Source organism: Nocardioides daejeonensis (assembly GCF_003194585.1).
Taxonomy (GTDB): domain Bacteria; phylum Actinomycetota; class Actinomycetes; order Propionibacteriales; family Nocardioidaceae; genus Nocardioides; species Nocardioides daejeonensis.
The window spans coordinates 50,555-68,542 of the sequence record NZ_QHKZ01000009.1; the positions used below are offsets into that span (position 1 = coordinate 50,555).

Annotated in this window: 14 protein-coding genes; 6 read left to right on the forward strand and 8 right to left on the reverse strand. The window is 62.6% G+C overall.

Annotated elements, in window-relative coordinates:
- Positions 1 to 567: 567 nt before the first annotated feature.
- Together DNK54_RS18995 and DNK54_RS19000 are read left to right on the forward strand one after the other, a co-directional pair.
- Positions 568 to 1,938: an ApeA N-terminal domain 1-containing protein gene (locus DNK54_RS18995; RefSeq protein WP_162602556.1), complete on the forward strand. Its 1,371-nt coding sequence runs from the start codon at positions 568 to 570 to the stop codon at positions 1,936 to 1,938.
- A gap of 48 nt (positions 1,939 to 1,986) precedes the next feature.
- Positions 1,987 to 2,478, forward strand: coding sequence for a hypothetical protein (locus DNK54_RS19000; RefSeq protein WP_110208584.1), 492 nt, complete (start codon positions 1,987 to 1,989; stop codon positions 2,476 to 2,478).
- A gap of 604 nt (positions 2,479 to 3,082) precedes the next feature.
- On the opposite strand, the gene DNK54_RS19005 is transcribed toward DNK54_RS19000, so the two are convergent.
- From DNK54_RS19005 to DNK54_RS19020, 4 genes are all read right to left on the reverse strand, one after another.
- On the reverse strand, positions 3,083 to 3,763 hold the full coding sequence (locus DNK54_RS19005; protein WP_110208585.1) for a nucleotidyl transferase AbiEii/AbiGii toxin family protein: 681 nt from the start codon (positions 3,761 to 3,763) through the stop codon (positions 3,083 to 3,085).
- Positions 3,718 to 4,239 carry a helix-turn-helix transcriptional regulator gene (locus DNK54_RS19010; protein WP_110208586.1) on the reverse strand — a complete coding sequence of 174 codons (522 nt, stop codon included), beginning with the start codon at positions 4,237 to 4,239 and terminating at the stop codon, positions 3,718 to 3,720. Before DNK54_RS19010 ends, DNK54_RS19005 begins: the two co-directional genes overlap by 46 nt.
- A 38-nt stretch (positions 4,240 to 4,277) precedes the next feature.
- Entirely contained in the window at positions 4,278 to 5,069 is a 792-nt protein-coding gene (locus DNK54_RS21180) for a hypothetical protein (RefSeq protein ID WP_162602557.1), read from the reverse strand.
- A 493-nt stretch (positions 5,070 to 5,562) separates the two neighbouring features.
- On the reverse strand, positions 5,563 to 5,946 hold the full coding sequence (locus DNK54_RS19020; protein WP_204164700.1) for a nuclear transport factor 2 family protein: 384 nt from the start codon (positions 5,944 to 5,946) through the stop codon (positions 5,563 to 5,565).
- A gap of 214 nt (positions 5,947 to 6,160) precedes the next feature.
- On the opposite strand from DNK54_RS19020, the gene DNK54_RS19025 reads away from it, so the two are divergent.
- The gene (locus tag DNK54_RS19025; protein ID WP_110208589.1) at positions 6,161 to 6,814 is read left to right on the forward strand and encodes a hypothetical protein; all 654 of its coding nucleotides are present in this window, start codon (positions 6,161 to 6,163) and stop codon (positions 6,812 to 6,814) included.
- Between the two features lie 41 nt (positions 6,815 to 6,855).
- Positions 6,856 to 7,941, forward strand: coding sequence for a helix-turn-helix domain-containing protein (locus tag DNK54_RS19030; protein ID WP_110208590.1), 1,086 nt, complete (start codon positions 6,856 to 6,858; stop codon positions 7,939 to 7,941).
- 353 nt (positions 7,942 to 8,294) lie between these two features.
- On the opposite strand, the gene DNK54_RS19035 is transcribed toward DNK54_RS19030, so the two are convergent.
- Positions 8,295 to 10,988: an ATP-dependent DNA helicase gene (locus DNK54_RS19035; protein ID WP_110208591.1), complete on the reverse strand. Its 2,694-nt coding sequence runs from the start codon at positions 10,986 to 10,988 to the stop codon at positions 8,295 to 8,297.
- Between the two features lie 477 nt (positions 10,989 to 11,465).
- Here DNK54_RS19035 and DNK54_RS19040 point away from each other — a divergent pair, with 477 nt between their 5' ends.
- Positions 11,466 to 14,366, forward strand: coding sequence for a restriction endonuclease (locus tag DNK54_RS19040; protein ID WP_110208592.1), 2,901 nt, complete (start codon positions 11,466 to 11,468; stop codon positions 14,364 to 14,366).
- Here the strand turns inward: DNK54_RS19040 and DNK54_RS19045 are convergent.
- The gene (locus DNK54_RS19045; protein ID WP_110208593.1) at positions 14,336 to 15,286 is read right to left on the reverse strand and encodes an integrase core domain-containing protein; all 951 of its coding nucleotides are present in this window, start codon (positions 15,284 to 15,286) and stop codon (positions 14,336 to 14,338) included. The two genes, DNK54_RS19040 and DNK54_RS19045, sit on opposite strands and share 31 nt — an antisense overlap.
- On the reverse strand, positions 15,283 to 15,600 hold the full coding sequence (locus DNK54_RS19050; RefSeq protein WP_110208594.1) for a transposase: 318 nt from the start codon (positions 15,598 to 15,600) through the stop codon (positions 15,283 to 15,285). Before DNK54_RS19050 ends, DNK54_RS19045 begins: the two co-directional genes overlap by 4 nt.
- Before the next feature lie 46 nt (positions 15,601 to 15,646).
- On the opposite strand from DNK54_RS19050, the gene DNK54_RS21185 reads away from it, so the two are divergent.
- Entirely contained in the window at positions 15,647 to 17,590 is a 1,944-nt protein-coding gene (locus DNK54_RS21185; protein ID WP_204164701.1) for a type ISP restriction/modification enzyme, read from the forward strand.
- On the opposite strand, the gene DNK54_RS19060 is transcribed toward DNK54_RS21185, so the two are convergent.
- A complete protein-coding gene (locus DNK54_RS19060; protein WP_110208596.1) occupies positions 17,574 to 17,921 on the reverse strand; it encodes a hypothetical protein in 348 nt (115 codons plus the stop codon). The genes DNK54_RS21185 and DNK54_RS19060 overlap by 17 nt on opposite strands.
- Positions 17,922 to 17,988 lie beyond the last annotated feature (67 nt).

Sequence of the window (17,988 nt, forward strand, 5' to 3'; positions counted from 1 at the left end):
CCACGAAAGCTGATCGCCGCCTGAGCGGATCACCGAATCAGCGAAGGCAACAACAGCAACGAGAACGTGCCAGTCAGCCCACGCCGAGACCTGTCGCCGTTGCCCGCATCGTTGGGGACGGTGGGGCTGATGAGTAGGTTCCTCATGACCAACTCTCTCCACCGGGCGCGGGCTCGCGCGAAGGGTGGCTGCGGAACCAGACCTCCGCATAGGAGGGTTGATCGACTCTCAAATGCTTTCAGGCCGGGATTCGCACTGAATCCCGGCCTGAACTTTGTAGCGGGGGCAGGCCAAGATCAACACCCTCCCCGACAGAGGGGCGGCTTCCGACCGCCTGCCTCGACACGCACGACGAGGCGACGCATCACCGACCGACTCCGGCAGCAAGTCATCGACCGCTACACGGCAGGCAACGTGAGCGCCTTGGAGGTTGGCGAGGAGTTCGGCATCGGCAAGTCGACCGTCCTCAAGGTGCTGAAGGATGCCAACGTTGAGGTCAGACCCCGAGGCAGGCGGTTGACGTAGAGAGGTTGGATGGGCCTCGCACTCACGAAGGAGACTCCAACCGTGGCAGTGGATACCGACAGCAAAGAACTAGACCTGCTCGGCTACTGGTGGCTGCCGGATAGCAGCGATCGGCGAGTCCCTGGACGTCTCATCTGGCACCCGCAGGATGGCGGACGACTGCACCTGCTAGGAGAACTCCGGCCGATCGTCTTCAAGGACAACCCGCTGTCGGATGGCACCGTCCAGCGCTACCGAGAGCGCCGCAGCAAGTTGGAGAACCAGTTCCCCGTCATCCACGGCGAGACCCAACACCACGCCTACACGCTGCTGAACTCGTTCAGTCTCAACGGCGTCGGCCTCCACGGCCTGGAGGAGATGCCCGAGAACATCGCCGTCAACGGGGTGCTGGCTGGCGCTTGGTACAACGATCTGGACGACATCGAAGCCGACCGAGCAATCTTCGACCTGCGCCACCTGACGACGTGGGTCGACACCAACGGCCTGGACACCAGATTCCCAGCGTTCGATGGACAGCCTGATCCCTACGCCGTGATCACCGCGAACCGCCTGCCGCCCTACGTGACCAGCCACGACGGAACAACTGTGAAGCTCGTGCAGGTGCTCAGTCACGTAGGTGATCAGGAGACCATGAGCGGAGTCTCCCAAGCCTGGAGGCTGGTCACTGTTCGCGAGCCGATGGGGCAACTGGAGCAGCACACGGACATCGCGATGGACATCCGTGCGCTGGTGACCATCGCGACCGGCAAGACCGCCGATCTGGAGAAGGTAGTCATCCAGCACCCCGAACTACATGCCCACAACCTGGCCGGCCAGCCGATCCGAGCGTTCCGAGACGACATCGTCTACTACAGCCGATGGGCACACCGCAGCGATGACAGCAGCCCGGTTCACACGTTCGACTTGTACTTCACGCTCGCTCAGTTCGGTGGGGCTGAGGCGATAGGGCGGTGGCTGGCGGCAGCCGCCGCCTACCCGACTGAACTACGCCGAGTCATGGCGACGAGGTACACCAACGAGATGTATCTCGAAGACCGCATCATGAACACCTGTGCTGTCTTGGAGTCGTTCGATGCCGTTCGTCGCGGCAAGCCGAAAAATGTCGACTTCGTCGACCGCATCAAGGCGTCGGTTGATCTTGCCGGGCCACCGTTCCACGACCTGGTTGCAAGTGCCACCGACGCATGGGCGCGCCGGGTGGTTCAAGCACGTAACCATCTGGCTCATCACGGCCAGCAGTTCCGTACTGACGGCAGGATTGGCGAGCGCCTGCTTGCCGAACAGCTCTACTGGCTGTTCGTCTTGGCCTTCCTGCGTGTCTGTGATGCAGCACCAGCGACATTCGATGCCATCAGCAAGCACAGGGAGATTCACTGGCTCACGGAGCAGGCGCAGGGCCAGTCTCCCGCCTAGCGCAAGATCCATCCGACAATTCCAGCGACATGGGCCACACTAAATCGCATGGACCGCAACCGCCCGTGGACCAGCGACGACGTTCCGCCTGGTCCCTACTTTCACGGCACGCGATTCGAGATTCAGCCTGGAGAACCGTTCTATCTGTCCAGGCCCAGGAGCATCGACGCCCTCTACGACTTCGGCCTCGTCAACAACCAGGACGGCGAACGGGACGACAGGGTGATGTTCTGGGCGACGACCGACATAGCTGCCGCGCTCGACTGGGCGTACAGGAAAGGACGTTTCGCCCTGGACAACCCAGGGTCGTTCACCCGTCTCTACGTCTGGCAGGTCGAACTGGACGATCCCGAAGTTGATGTGAACATGCACAACCGATGGAACACGGAGCCTGATGAGATCACCAACGTCATGGCCCGAGCTGGGCGGTTCCAGCGTCTCGTCAAGGACATCCCCGTCAGCGAATACCGGGGCGGAAGAGGCAGCAAGCGACTGAGCGGCAGAGAACACCAGTCATCGGAGGGTCGCAGACAGTCGTAAGTACGCAGCTTAGGTGCTTGATGTAACTCCCACCAGCACGCCGTAGGCCAACAAGAACCGTTCAAAGTCTGCAAGCTGACCGAGTTCTATCTAGGGCACACCGCAAGGTCATTGTCTGCTCCCAGCGCAGGCGTTGCCTCCACGCTTCCGGCTCACGTCTTGGGTCCGGCAAGAGCGAGCCCTTGCCCCACTCCGACGCAAGTTCCTCAAGCAGCTGCATGAAGAAGTCGAAGACCTTGACGACGTCAGTGAGCCTCTCGCACCAGTGGGGCCCGCCGATTTTGAACGCATTCAAATCGCCAGCGTCTTCCGGGATGCGGCGTCGACCAAAGTGGACGACGTACTTGCTGGCGTCGTCGTGGTAACTCGTAAGCCTGCCGACTTCCGCACGATCAGGTGTGCTCATCAAGAGAACTCGCCATCGCAACAGGATCCAGCGTGTTACTCCTGTTCGCAAGGCCATCCGCGTCCAGATCGTCATCCGCAGATCAACTCCCTGCAGGAGTAAACCACCGACCCTGCCAGCAGTTCTGAATCGAGCCACTTCGGGACCGAAGTCACCCCGCGTCAAGCTGGGTGATATGACTCACTGGCCCTGACCGGACTACGCGAGTTCGCTGGCCCACTCGGCGAAGAACCGCCGAAGCTCTGGGAGTTGGTCCGCCGCGACGGGGATCTCGTGGTCGTCGAAGCGGTCGAGGGTCCGGATCATCTGTGCGAGCACCTTGCGGTCGAAGCCCGCGTCCAGTGCTTGTGCCTGTTCGATCAGGAGCTCTTTGCTGAAGCGTTGCGCGAGCAGGTAGACGTCGGCGAAGTCGCGGGCCTCCGCGCGGCTGAAGAGCGCGAGCAGTTTCCTGCCAGCGAGTTCGAGGGGAGCCAGGGTGGGCCCGAGGATGGTGATGGTCGGCTGCTCGTGGGGTGGAGAGTCAATGGCGAGGTCAACCAGGGTTTCCTCCCCCGTCCGGGTGATGATCATCCGGCAGAACGTCGGCCCGTCTTGGACGATGACGACGCCATAGTCCCGCGTGTGGAGGGCTTGTGTGAAGGCGTCTTTGGCCTGTGTCACTGAGGTCGTGGGGCTGGCGGCGAACAGGTCAAGGTCTTCAGTGGGGCGGGTGATGAGGTCGGAGGCGAGGAGTGCGGCGCCACCGGCGACGAGGTAGTCGGCGGTTTCGTCGAGTAAGAAGAAGATCGCAGCGAGGTCGACCTGCAGGTTGCTGAGTTGTTCGGGACGTTCCATCAGGCGACCTGTCCCGCGTTCTCGCCGGTGACGACGGGCTGCCATGCCGCGTGGACCGTGGTGGGTAGCACGAGCTCGTCCCACAGGTCGACCAGCAGAGCTCCGTCAATGTACGCGAGAACATCTGCTGGTCCACCTTCGCGCAGGGTGATCTCATACACGCGGGCGCGTTGGCGGCGATCCCGCAAGTTGTAGCGGCGGCCTCGGTCGGACCAGTTCAAGTGCAGTGGAAGCTCCACCGTGGCGAGCGCTCGATCGATGGGCAGCCTGGGCAGCACGTTGGGCACCTGGATAGAGCGTCCCCGGTCGATCGCCACTTCTCGGAATTCGATGCGTGGGGTGATGCTGAGATCGAAACCGGCGGCGACGACGATCCGGGCCGCTGTCGCGAGAGTAGGCGACTTCCGCTCGTGCTCGTACGCCGAGAGCGTGGGCCGAGAAGTTCCGGCCCGAAGCGCCAAGGCAGCCTGCGAGAGACCCGCGGCTTCGCGGGCCTCTTCGAGCAGGTTCCCAGACCCCATGTCACCAACGTATCTGATCGGATACGTACGCTCAACTCTCACTTACAGTCCCAGGTCTCGACTGGAGGTGTACTCCAGTGCTTGAGCAGGTCGGATGTAGCCCTCAACGAGGGTGGAGAGTCGTTTGTGTCTGGTCTGGGCGGCGATCCGGTCCGTGGCGTAGCCGGCGGCTTTGGCGTGGCGGCGGAGCAGGACGGTGATCGCCGTGAGCGACAGCGATCGTCTGTCCGTCGTCGTACTGGTCGGTCTTGGAACGATGAACGGTGAGGACCACTCCCCCCGGGCTGGAACTCGACGTCGGCCAGGGCGAGGGCCACGATCTCAGAACGTCGCATCGCGGAGGCTAAGCCAAGCAGGATGATCGCGGTGTCGCGGATCCCGACCGGTCTGGTGCGGTCGATGTGCTCGACGATCTGGCGGATGCCGTCGGTGCCGAAGGGGCGGGCTTGACGTTGGGGTGCGGCACCGACGAGGCGGCGCAGCCCGCGGCGTACTTGGCGGACGCCTTCGTCGAGGATCGGGTCGGGGTGTCCGCTGCGGTAGTGACGGCAGGAGAGAGCGCTGCACGCCAGGTCGATGCTGCCGACGGAGAGGCCGGCTGCAGCGCTTTCGGTGAGGTGGGCGCAGATCAGTGGCGGCTGCGCGGGCAGCGCGTCGACGTCGCGGGCGGTGCACCAGCGCTCACAGCGGCTCCAGGCATAGTCATAGACGGCTCGGGTGTAGTCGGCGTGGGACGCCTGGAGGGCCTCCGCGATGCGGACGGCCACCTCCACGCTCAGCCCATCGTGCAGGTCAAGGTGGTCGTCGTGTCCAGTGGAGGTGAGGTTCATCCAGAGGTTGTACGGGGCGGGCAGCGACGCGGGCCGTTCTCCCCTGCCCGCGGGCCTGGACCAGCGTCGATCCAGCCGGCGTACCACACCCCGGTCACCAGGACTCACCGAAGAGAACTTCGCCGTATCAGCTAAATGCACCGTAAGTGGCACCTGGTTCAGGTCCTCAAATGCTTTCAGGCTCGGAATCCGTAGATTCCGAGCCTGAACTTTGTAGCGGGGGCAGGATTTGAACCTGCGACCTCTGGGCGCCGTCAGGGGCGTCGCGGCTACCGCGGTCAAGGACCGGAAGCTACCGATTCGCACGGTGCGGTGAGGGATTCGCCCTCGCTTCCAGTCACAGGATACCCGGTTGGGACGGACTAGAACGGATCCAATCTGGACCGTTTTCGGTACCAGATTGAATCCGTCCCAGCGGTTGTCAACGCAGGCGACTTCCAGACTTGACCAGATGGACCAGCCCCTGCCAACCCGAAGGCGACTGGACTCGTCGTCAGAAGACGCCGTTGGTGTGGGGCAGGTCTTCGGGGATGGGTGTGACGACGTCCCAGTGTTCGACGATCTTGCCGTCGGCCACGCGCCACAGGTCGTTGTAGATCGCGGGGACGCCGAAGGTGCCTTCTGCACGGGTGAAGACGAAGTTGCCGTCGGCGATGATCTGGTGTGCCGTGCTGTAGACCAGCGGCTTGCCTGCTTCGGCCCAAGCACCGGCGGCGGCCCCGAAGCCGTCGAGTCCGTCGGCTGCTTCGGGGTTGTGTTGGGCGTAGGACTCGGTCGAGACGTAGTCGGTCAGGATGGAGTAGTCCGCGCCGATGAGCACCTTGGTGACCCAGTCGGTCACGAGCGCCTTGTTGGCGGCGGTCTTGTCGAGGTCCAAACTCCATGTCGATTTCGTGCGGCTCGGGCAGTCAGCCAGGCGCGGTAGCGGCGCAGCTGACGAGGGTTGCCAACTCCATGGCTCGCCCAGGACGTCGGCAGCCCGGGGCTCTAATCAATCCAACTGGCCGATACGAACACGCCCGATCGTTTGACGTTTTTCGACCTCGCATGAGGTACTATTTCGTCAAGTTCCCGGATCCGTAGGAGATGAGATGAGCAACCTCGCCATCGAACGTGCCGCCGAGTACCGATTGCATACGCTCGGCCTGACGACCGACCAAGTGCTTCGTGCTCTCCTGCGCGCGGACGCGGAGGCCAAGCACACGACCGGGCTGGAGCCGCCTACGGCCGAAGGCACCATCCGCTACCTCAAGACGGTGCGGTTCCTCCGCGAGGAGCTCGTCCCTCTGGGCTGGGACGTCGACAACTACAAGAACTTCTGCCGCACGATCCATCCCAGCCACGCGTTTTCTGTCGTGACGAGCTCGGGTGACGATGTCACGGGTGTGGAGATCCCGGGCAGGGTGCCGTGCACGAAGTATCCAAAGGGCGAACTAACCGCTCTTGCGGTCCAGAAGAACGCCGAGCAGGGCACTCTTGACCTCGGTGAGGCGTTCACCGAGCCCGCCATTGACCCGGCCGAGTTGGAGAACATCTGGTTCCTGCTGCAGCGAGTCACTCCCGAGTACATCTACGCCGAGTTGTCGCTGCCGACTCGTATCGAGGGCGGGATGATCACCGATTGGGAGGAGCGCATCCTGCTTCCGCGGGTCCCCCGCGAGGACCCGGAGCCTACCGCGAGCACGGTCGAGGAGCCGCCGGCCGGGGATGTCGATGCCTACTCCGTGGACGTCGCGATGCGCTGACGCCTGTCAACTGTCCGTCCGGATCGAAGGCGACACTCTCAATGCTGAACCCCACTCGCCTAGCCGCGGCGCGCAAGCGCCGCGGCTGGACGCTGACTAAGCTCTCCCAGGAGACGGGGCTGAGCCGCGCCAGCCTGTCTACGTACGAGAACCAACACCAAGATCCCACCTCTCAGACCCTGACCACACTTGCCGACGCGCTCGGGGTCACCGAGAAGTTCCTCACGGGTGACGACCTCGACGAGATTCCTGTCGAGGCCGTTAGCTTCCGCGCTTTGAGCAAGATGACCGCACGCACCCGTGATCGCGGGCTCAACTCCGGCCGCATCGCGATCCTCATCAACGACTGGCTCGAGGATCGTTTCGACCTTCCCGGTCCTGATGTGCCAACCCTCAATGGACACGATCCCGAGTTGGCAGCGCAGGAGGTGCGTGCACGTTGGGGTCTGGGTGAGCAGCCCCTAGGCAATCTGGTCCACCTGTTGGAGGCCCACGGCGTACGAGTCTTCTCGCTGACCGACGACACCAAGGATCTCGACGCGTACTCCCTGAATTGGCATGGCCAGCCGTTCGTCTTTCTCAGCCGGGAAAAGTCAGGCGAGCGCCACCGGTTCAACGCCGCCCACGAACTCGGCCACCTCGTCCTCCACTGCGAAGACAGAGCGCCGAACGGGCCCGAGGCCGAAGCCGAAGCCAACCAGTTTGCAGCAGCCTTCCTGATGCCGAAAGCCGGCGTCCTCGCCCAAGGACTCCGCAACGCCCACGTCCAACGGATTCTGCAGGCCAAGAAGCGTTGGAATGTGGCGGCTATGGCAATGGCGCATCGGGCGAACGAACTCGGTCTGATGACCGAATGGTCCTACCGCACCGTCTGCGTTGACCTCTCCCGCATGGGATACCGCCGCGGCGAGCCGGGCGGAATCCCGCATGAATCTTCCCAACTCCTCACCAAGGCCATGCAGCAGCTCCGAGCCCACGGCCTCGGGGCACACTCCATTGCTGCCGACCTTGGCCTAGAGGCTGCCGAGGTACAGGCATACATGCTCGGTCTCACCCCAACCGCGGTTGCCGGCACGCCGAGCACCGCGGGCCGAACCCGGAACGATCACCTCCGACTGGTCGACTAGGACAGGGCGTCCCGTCGCGTGGCGGAGATTCTCGACGCCGCACCGGATCAGAAGTTGATCATGTGTGAGCGGAACCAGCGAGTGCGTTTTTGCAGGTCAGATGCGGTGCGCCTGATCCACACGTGTATCACTATGTGTATCACTTTCACGCCGCTCAGGGCTTCGAGCCAGTCGAGGAAGGCAGTGAGCCGTGCGGTGTTGCAGCACCGAAAGGTTCCACCCGAAAGACGTACAGGATGCCGCGAGGCGTCAGTGCCAGCCGTGGTGGGTGCACGGCCGTACCGGGTGCGCTCAGGATGCAGTGAGACTCAACGCTCCGGCATGCTCTCAGGCGCTTGCGACGCCCACAGTCCTCACTTCCGCAGGAGTGGCTTGAGGCCCCTACGAGCCGACAGGAGCGCTACGTCCTTCTTCGTGTCCACCGTGTGGAGACGGCTGATCACCGCCTGCTGGGTCTCGGGCGACCAGTAGATGCGCAGGTGCCTCCGGGCCCGAGTGATGGCGGTGTAAAAGATGTTGTGGGTGATGTCGTCTTCGTTGGCGCTCGTAATGACGACCTTCACCGTGTCGTATTCGAGACCCTGAGCCTTGTGGATGCCAACGGCATAGGCAACCTGGAAGGGCACCGTCGTGGTGTCCGTGTCGTCGTCCTCGTCGCTGATGTCGATGTCGTAGACGGAGAAGCGGACCGTGGAGTCCGCGACCCACTGGAGGTCGAAGTAGCCCTCCACGTCGAGTTCATCGACTGGCCGGTCGAGCTTCACGTCGAACTGGATGCTCCCGTCGTGAAGCTCGATGGCGAGGATGCTGCCCTTGAGGTTGTTGTAGATGAGCGGCTTGAAGCGGTTTGTGTCGGCGAAGAGCACCGGGTCCCCCGCCTTGTAGGTGGCCGGGCCCCACGGGACCGCAGGAGCCGGGTTGCTCGCCTGGAGGAAGCGGTTGATGTTATTGATGCCATAAAGCCCGTCGTAGTTGAGAGCCAGGATGATGTCGTCCGCTGAGTGGTTCTCAAAGAGGCTGGCATCGAGCACCGTCGAGTAGCCGTTGCGGGCGATGGCCTCCGTGATGTCCTCATCGATGTTGCGAACCTTCGTCCAGAGGTCCACGAGTGCCGCGCTGCTTGTGCGATACGGAGTCGTCAGTTCGAAGATCGAGGCTGGCGCGATGTAGGACCGGATGACGTTGAACCAGTTGCCGAAGCGGATGGCCTCGATCTGGAAGACGTCTCCCACCAGGACAAGCACCTTGAACGTTGTGGTCTCCAAGATCTTCAAGAGGTCAGAGTTGCTCACCGTGGAGCACTCGTCGATGACCAGCAGGTCGTAATCGCCGCCCATGCGGATGTGGCTAGCCACGGTCCTGAAGGCGTCGTCTGGGGCGGAGACGCGCCGGCGTAGGTTCTCGACAGCCGGGTGTGTGTTCGCGAGGAAGAGCTTCGACTTGTCGGAGTAGTAGTTGGCGATGTGGTCAACCATCCGCGTCTTGCCGGTACCCGCCGCGCCATAGATGAGGGCTACGCGGGACTGGGCAAAGAGCGTGGTCAGCGCCTGTCGCTTCGCGGGATCGTCAACCACATAGCCCGAGGTTGCGAGCCATTGCTCTACCGCGGCCGTGTACCCGCTGACGCCCTCAGCCGCGTGCTCTTGCAACTTCGTCACGATGTCGTAGGTGTCGTCCTCATAGCCCTGGATAAAGACGTGGCCCTTGTCTAGCACCAGATCCCTCTCGGGATGATGCCGGTAGTACAGCGCGCCGTTGTAGGTGGCGATGAGTGCACTCACGTCCCCGAGGTCTTCCAGTTCAGCCGCAGGCGTGTACAGCACGCCGCGGTCCTCCACGTTGCGCTGAACGCGCCGGGCCAGCAGTTCATGGGTTCGATCCGTGGCGTCCAGGCTCGTCATGAGGTCCCAGAAGCGCGGGGTGTGATGGCGCGGGAAGGTGCAGAAGGGCATGTCGTCAAAGGGAATGCAGCCGTAGTCGAGGTGGAGGTTCGACAGGCGCCCGTTGGGTTGCCAGGAGTACTGCGCCTTGAGGACGTCATTGCGCATACGAAGCAGCAGGTAACGGAGGATGTTGTGCCCCGGCTTCTTGGCACGGATGATGCGCCGCGCCTCGTCAATGGCAGGCAAGATCTGCGGGTTGCGCGTACTGGCCGTCCCCCGCGCCTTGAGGTCCTTGTAGCGCTCCGGAGAGGCGTCGATGAGGTCGAGGAGCGTTGAGCCCGCTGTCAGGCCTCCCATGACGAACTTGTACTCGGAGGAGTCGGTGCGGATCCGCGTGACGTCCTGGCCAACGATGCTGGCGAAGTGTTCCAGCTCGCAGGGCCGAATGGACACCTCCCAGTTACGGATGAGCGTGACTGGCATCTTCTGGCCGAAGACCTCGATGGTGGCCGCTTGCAGGCCGAGGTTCGCGGAGTAGTTATCCGCGATGTCGATGTCGGTGAAGCCGATGATGCGGTCGGCCTTACTCACGCGATTGACGGCCTTGTAGAAGGTGACCTCGTAGTAGACCTTCCCGCCGGTCACGAACGGCCGCGTCTTGTGGATGTAGAAGCGGTCGCGGCGGTCGGACGTGGCCCTCCCGGGCTTGTCGATCTGGGCAGCGATCTTCTCGTGGTACTCCTCTAGAGCCGGGTCTTGGTCCAGAGGAAACGCCTCGAGGTTGGCAAGGATGCCGATGCCCGCCTGCTCCTGAAGCAACGTACGAAGCCGGAGCATGTACTCGTAGTAGCGGAGCATCAGACGCTCCGACGTGTCGCCGTCGAAGGTGTAGTGGGAAGCCGAGGGCTGGAGCAGGTTGTGGAACTTCGTGACGAAGTTGAGCCGGCCGTTGGCCCTCACCCATGCGAGCCCCGCCTCAATGGCCGCGTAGTCATGCTCAGCATCACCGCTCCGTGTGTGGAGCCGGACGGCCACCCCCTCGACCAGGTTCCGCAGCTGGCTCAATACGTTCTGGGACAGGAGGTCTCGCTGGGTCGTGAGCGTGGCGATGTTCGTGCAGATGGCGGCGTCGGTCGCGGCGATGTGTTGGGCAACGGTGGTCAACGGGTTTCTCCAGCGCGGGGCGGCCTAGAACTGAGACGGAGGTAAAGACGATAGCGACGGACCTGCAGATTCCGCCCCAGCGGTGCCGGTTATCCGCAGGCGTTGCCGATTGCCTGACACCCGGGCGGCCTGTCGTTACGGTCGTGATGTGTTGATGGTCGCCAGCGAGGAGCAGAACGACGGGCCGCCGAGGACTCCGGCGATCGTGTCGCACGCCTTCCGCGAGGGAGACTCCTCCATGCTGTGCGGCATCCCCTCTTCGAGTGCTTCATCTTTCCCGATGTCCCCTTCGGGGACGTCTTCCTGCAGGGGTGCAGAGCCTGCGCCCTCCAGTCAGCGACCTAAGGAATTTTCGTGTAAGTGGCTCGGCGTGACGCCACGGCTTCGGTCGTGGAGAGAAGGAGCATCACGTACCGACCTGAACGTCCAGTGTGGTTCCGTTCACCTCGACCTGCCTCACTTGGCAAGATTGGCCGTGTGACTGTGACCATCAATGAGTTGCTCGGTGATCTGCGTGCGACCGCGCTGGACGAGCGCGACAAGGGCGATCGGTTCGAGCGGCTCATCAAGGCCTACCTGAAGACCGATCCTGAGTGGGCCTCGAAGTTCTCCGACGTGTGGCTGTGGTCGGAGTGGGATGGCCGCGGCAACGTGCCCGACATCGGGATCGACCTGGTGGCGCAGCATCGGGACAGGGATGGGTTCGCTGCGATCCAAGCGAAGTTCTATGACGCTGGCAGCAAGGTCGCCAAGGGTGACATCGACTCGTTCCTGGCTGCCACGATGCGGCCTGACTTCCAGTTCACCACCCGCTACGTGTTCGACACCTCGGCCGGGTGGACCAACAACGTCGAGAAGGAAGTCCAGGGGGTCGTCCAACGCGTCGACATCTCGTGGCTCGACGGCGCAAGCATCGACTGGAGCCAGTACCGCTGGGAGACCCCCGAGGTCGTCGTCCCAACTGGGAAGAAGAACCTCCGTCCGCACCAAGCGGCAGCTTTGAACGATGTCCGCGAGGGCCTCAAGACGCATGACCGCGGCAAGCTCATCATGGCCTGCGGGACAGGCAAGACGTTCACATCGCTGCGGATCGCCGAGGAGCAGGTCGGTGCTGGTGGGCGTGTGCTGTTCCTAGTGCCGTCCATCCAGTTGCTGAGCCAGAGTCTGCGGGAGTGGATGGCGAACGCGGAGGTGGACATCCGTCCTTTCGCGGTGTGTTCGGACGTGAGGGTGGGCCGTAAGGCTGTCTCTGATGATCTGGCTGACATCTCGACGATCGACCTGACCGAGCCGGCCACCACCGACCCGACCAAACTCTTGGAACGGATGAGGGTCGGCAAGTATGCCAAGGAGCGGATGACGGTCGTCTTCTCGACGTATCAGTCGCTACCGGTTGTGATCGAAGCTCAGCAGCACGGTCTGGAGCCGTTCGACCTGATCATCTGCGATGAAGCGCACCGCACCACTGGTGTCACCTTGGCCGGGCAGGATGAGTCGGCGTTCGTGAAGGTCCACGACAACGATCTGGTTCGCGCGAGCAAGCGGCTCTACATGACCGCGACCCCGCGGGTGTTCGGTGATGAGGTCAAAGCCAAGGCGAAGGATGCCGACGCGGTCCTGGCGGACATGAGCGACGAAGACACCTATGGGCCAGAACTCCACCGGCTCGGATTCGGTGAAGCGGTCGAGGCGGACCTGCTGACTGACTACAAGGTGCTCGTCCTCGCAGTCGACGAGGCATACGTTGCGGAGAACTTCCAGAACGCGATGGCTGAGTCCGGCGAGATCAAACTCGACGAGGCAGCCAAACTCATCGGCTGTTGGAACGGCCTGTCGAAGAACTTCGGCCATGACCAGGCTCCCAGTGCCCCGATGCGGACCGCTGTCGCGTTCGCACAGAACATCAAAGCGTCCCAACTGGCCTCCACGGCATTTCCGACGATGGTGGACCGTGCTCTGCTCGACATCCCCGAGGACGACACGGCACGCAATCGGCTGCGGATCGAGGCCCAACATGTCGACGGCACGATGGGCATCCACGACCGCAACAGCCGCCTCGCATGGTTGAAGGACGCCACTCCACCGAATGTGTGCCGGATCCTGACCAACGCGCGCTGCCTGTCCGAAGGGGTCGATGTCCCCGCACTCGACGCGGTGCTGTTCCTCACGCCCCGAGGTTCCCAGGTCGATGTCGTCCAGTCCGTCGGGCGCGTGATGCGCAAGTCCCCCGGCAAAGAGCTCGGCTACATCATCCTGCCGGTGGTCGTTCCATCCGGGATCGCGCCGGAGGATGCCCTGCGTGACAACGAACGGTACAAGGTCGTGTGGCAGGTTCTGCAGGCGCTGCGATCCCACGACGACCGGTTCCACGCACTCGTGAACAAGATCGAGCTGAACAAGAAGCGCCCCGACGACCGGCTCGACATCATCCCGATCACCGGACCACGCGACGGTGACGGGCTGCCGTCTGATCATCCCGCTGACGAGACCGAGGCGAAGAAGTGGGCTGGGCAGATCGCGTTCGACTTCCCGACCGACGCTTTCCGCGATGCCATGTATGCGCGGATTGTGCAGAAGGTCGGCGAACGCCGCTACTGGGAATCCTGGGCTCGCGACGTTGCCGACATCGCCGCCGCCCACGTCGCGCGCATCAACGGACTTCTCGCTGACGAGACCAGCAACCCCGCCAAAGAGTTCGAGGTCTTCCTGGCTGGTCTGCGCGGCAACCTCAACGACAACATCACCCGCGACGAAGCCATCGACATGCTGGCCCAGCACCTCGTCACCCGCCCGATCTTCGAGGCACTGTTCGACGGCTACGACTTCGCAGCGCACAATCCCGTCGCCAAGACCATGGAACTGATGCTCGCCTCCCTGGACGAGCACAACCTCGACGCAGAGAACGAAACCCTCGAAACGTTCTATGCCTCAGTCCGCCGACGGGTCGAAGGAGTCGACAACGCAGAAGGCAAACAACGAATCCTCGTCGAGCTCTACGACAAGTTCTTCGCCGTCGCGTTCAAGAAAACCGTCGACAAGCTCGGCATCGTCTACACCCCGATCGAGATCGTCGACTTCATCCTCCGCTCCGCCGACGCAGTCCTACGACAGGAGTTCGGACAAGGCCTCACCGACGAAGGCGTGCACATCCTCGACGGCTTCACCGGTACGGGCACATTCCTCGTTCGACTCCTGCAATCAGGGCTCATCGAACCCCACGATCTCGCACGCAAGTACGCCGACGAGATCCACGGCAACGAGATCCTGCTACTCGCCTACTACATCGCCTGCGTCAACATCGAAACCACCTACGCCGAACTCACCGGCCAGGAGGAACCTGTCCCGCGTCAAGGAGTTGGCAGGGTTTCCTTGGTTTGAAATGTCGGGATCGTCGGGTCAGCGATGCCGCGGTGGACGTCGAGCGGCCGGTTCCAGGCGATCGCTTCGTGGGGCCTGATCGTGTTGTACTCGATCCGGTAGTCCTCGGCGTGCGTGGCCAGCATGACTGCGTCGTCGATCTCGTCGATGAAGAGCCGCTCGTACTTCAGCGTGCCGAATCCGCGTTCGCGTGACCCGTTCTGGCCAGGTGACTTCACGCGCGTGCGGACGTGATGCAGTTCGGGATGAGCGGCGATGAACGCTTCGAACCTGAATGACCGGAACGGGCCACCGTTGTCGGTCACGATCGTCACGACCGGCAGCAGCTCGCCGGTCTCGACGTCGACCTCGCACAAGTCCGCGAGCGTGTGACCGAACAACTGCTCGTAGTCGGCCAACGCGAGCTCGACCGCGTCGATCGCGTCGAACTGGTTCGCCGTCGGCGACACATGGAACCGGTGCTCATATTTGGACCAGTAGTCCCGGCAACCCGCGAGGCGCCACGTGCCGCCGGTGGTGGTCTCGAACTCACTGAAGTCCAGCTGCCAGACCTGGTTCGGTCCGGTCGGCTCCTTGGCGAACGCAGCCTTCCTGCGCTCGGCCAGCTTGCGGCGTTCTCGCTGATAGTGGTCGGGCAGGATCAGCCCTTCGTCACGAAGGATCCGCAACACGGTCGCCTCAGACACCCGGTGGCCGTCGTGGCGGACCATCGCCCAGATCTTGCGATGCCCCCACGCCGGATGCGCAGACGCATGCGCCAAGACCCGCTCACGGACGGCATCGCGTGCCGGCCGGGGCCACGGCCCCTTGGGCCGTCCACCGGCCCTCGTCTTGGCCTGCCAGCGTCGCCACGTCCGCTCGGGCATGTCGACCATCCGGCAGAACCTCGCGGTCGACATGCCCGCCTCGACGCGGATCACCTCGAGGTCCTCGAAGGGCCCAACCTGCCCTCCGCGGACTTCTTCCACACCCTCAGCTCGACCGCAGCCTCACCAAGAGCCTGGGTCAGCTCAGCGACCTCAGCCTCGAGCTGCTCCTCACGGCTGGTCGGGCCATTGCGGCCCGCCGCGAGCGCGGTCTTGCCGGCCTCGAGGAACTCAGCCTTCCACCGGCCAATCGACTGCTCACTGACCTTCTCGCGACGAGCAGCATCCGCGATGCTCATCTCGCCGGCAATCACACTGAGCACGATCCGGGTCTTCTTCTCCACCGGGATCTGCGGGGGTCTTCCCATGTTCTGATTCTCCTTCAGGACCTACATAACGGTCCCGCCAAGAATCTTGACGCGCGACAAACCCTTCCCCGGACTCATCCTGACCGACACCTTCCAGAGTTGGGAACCCGACGACCGACCCGACCTCGACGTGTTCCCAGAGAACAACAAACGGCTAGAGAAGCTCAAGTCACTCGACATCCGGGTGGTACTGGGCAACCCTCCGTACTCCGTCGGCCAGGACAGCACCAATGACGATAATGCGAACGAGTCGTATCCCGCGCTCGACGATCAGATTCGGACGACGTACGCTGCACAGTCCTCCGCGCAGTCGACTTGGAAGCTTTATGACTCCTACATCCGCGCGATCAAGTGGGCCTCGCTTCGGATCAAGAACCAAGGCGTCGTTGCTTACGTGACAAACGGTGGGTTTCTCGACGCCAACAGTGCCGACGGCATGCGGAAGGCTCTCGCGGACGAGTTCACCACCATCTACGTCTATAACCTCCGCGGCAACCAGCGCACTGCCGGCGAGCAGTCACGCAAGGAAGGAGGCAAAGTGTTCGGCGGCGGCAGTCGCGCCACAGTCGCGATCACACTTATGGTCAAGAATCCGGGCCGGCCCGGCCCGGCCACGATCCACTACACCGATATCGGCGACTACCTGACCCGAGAAGAGAAGCTCGCCAAGGTGGCAAGTTCAGAAGACATAATCGCATTACCGTCGATAACTATTGTTCCCAACGAATACGGCGACTGGTTAGGTCAGCGGCGAGAAGATTTCCCGACATTCATTCCGGCGGTTGGCGAGGATCCTCAACGAATTTTTGATACGCAAAGCCGTGGCCTTACAACTGGCCGTGACGCATGGGTCTACAACTCTTCGCGGGCCAGCGTTCAGTCCACCGTAGAGAGGACGCTCGCGACCTTCAACGAGGTTGTCGCGGGGGCCGATCGAACTAATGACAAGACCCAGATCGCATGGAGTGGATCACTTCAGACTTTGGTTAGTCGTGGTCATCCACTGAAATATGAGGCGTCTGAAATGCGAGACGCCCTATACCGGCCGTTCTTTCGCCAGAAGGTCTATTTCGATTCCAATCTGATTGAACGACCAGCCCGGCTTTCTGCTTTGATGCCGACAGAGATTCATCGCAATATGTTGATTTCTGTTTCTGCGCCTGGCGCTGGGGCACCGTTCACGGCACTCGCCACGCGTTGGTTGCCTGACATCGTGATTCCGGGCGCGGGTAATCCTAGCCACATGCTGCCTCGATACCGATATGAGCGGATCAACGAGCCAGGAATGCTCGACCTCGGCAGCTCCGGCGAGGTGGTGGACGGCTACCGGCGCATCGACAACATCACGGACGAGGCGCTGAAGCGCTTCTCCGCTGCGTACCAGTCAGAGACCGTCACCAAGGACGACGTGTTCTTCTACGTCTACGGCCTGCTGCACTCTCCGGAGTACCGGGATACGTACGCGGCTGACCTGAAGAAGATGTTGCCTCGTATCCCGTTGGTGCGGGACTTCCGTGTCTTCGCCGATGCGGGTCGTGAGTTGTCCGACCTGCACTTGAACTACGAGACCGTGGAGCCGTACCCGCTGGACGGTCTCGACGTTGAACCAAGCGGAGATCCCTACGCATTCTTCGCGGTGGGCGACAAGAAGATGCGGTTCGGCAGACCAACGGCGGAGCAGAAGGCTGCGGGAAAGAGGAAGGATCGCAGCACGATCCACTACAACGACCGGATCACTCTTTCCGGCATCCCCGAGGACGCATACCGGTACATGCTCGGGTCACGGTCTGCCATCGAGTGGATCATCGACCGCTACTACATCAAGACAGACAAGGCATCCGGAATCGTCAACGATCCCAACGACTGGAGCCGTGAAGTCGGCGACCCCCGCTACATCCTTGACCTCCTGGCGCGGATCGTGACGGTCAGCATCGAAACGAACAAGACCGTCGACAACCTGCCTGCGCTCGACATCATTGATGGGGCTTGAGCACACGCGTGTGCATCGTCGATGCACATCTCCGGAGTCCAGCGAGAAACCACGAGAGTGTCGACGCGAGCGCTAGGCAGGCGAACTTGATCGTGTTCCACGCGAGCAGCAGGACGATGATGTTTATCCAGCCTGGTCCGCCGGATTGGACGGCTGAGGTCAGGCCGGCACCAGCCAATCCGTAGGCAGAAGTAAGCGCCAGCGAGACGAACACAGCGATCCCCTTCTGCGGGGAAGTTCTGAGGTGGCGCACGATCCGGTTGGTTGGCGCGTAGGCGTCGAGGTAGGAGTGAATGGTTCCGGCGAGGCGGACCGAGAGCATCAGGATCATGGTGGTGTTCCCTTCGGTCGGACTGGTGTGGTCTCTCCTGGGTACGGGAGAACCGCCCGCGAAAGCG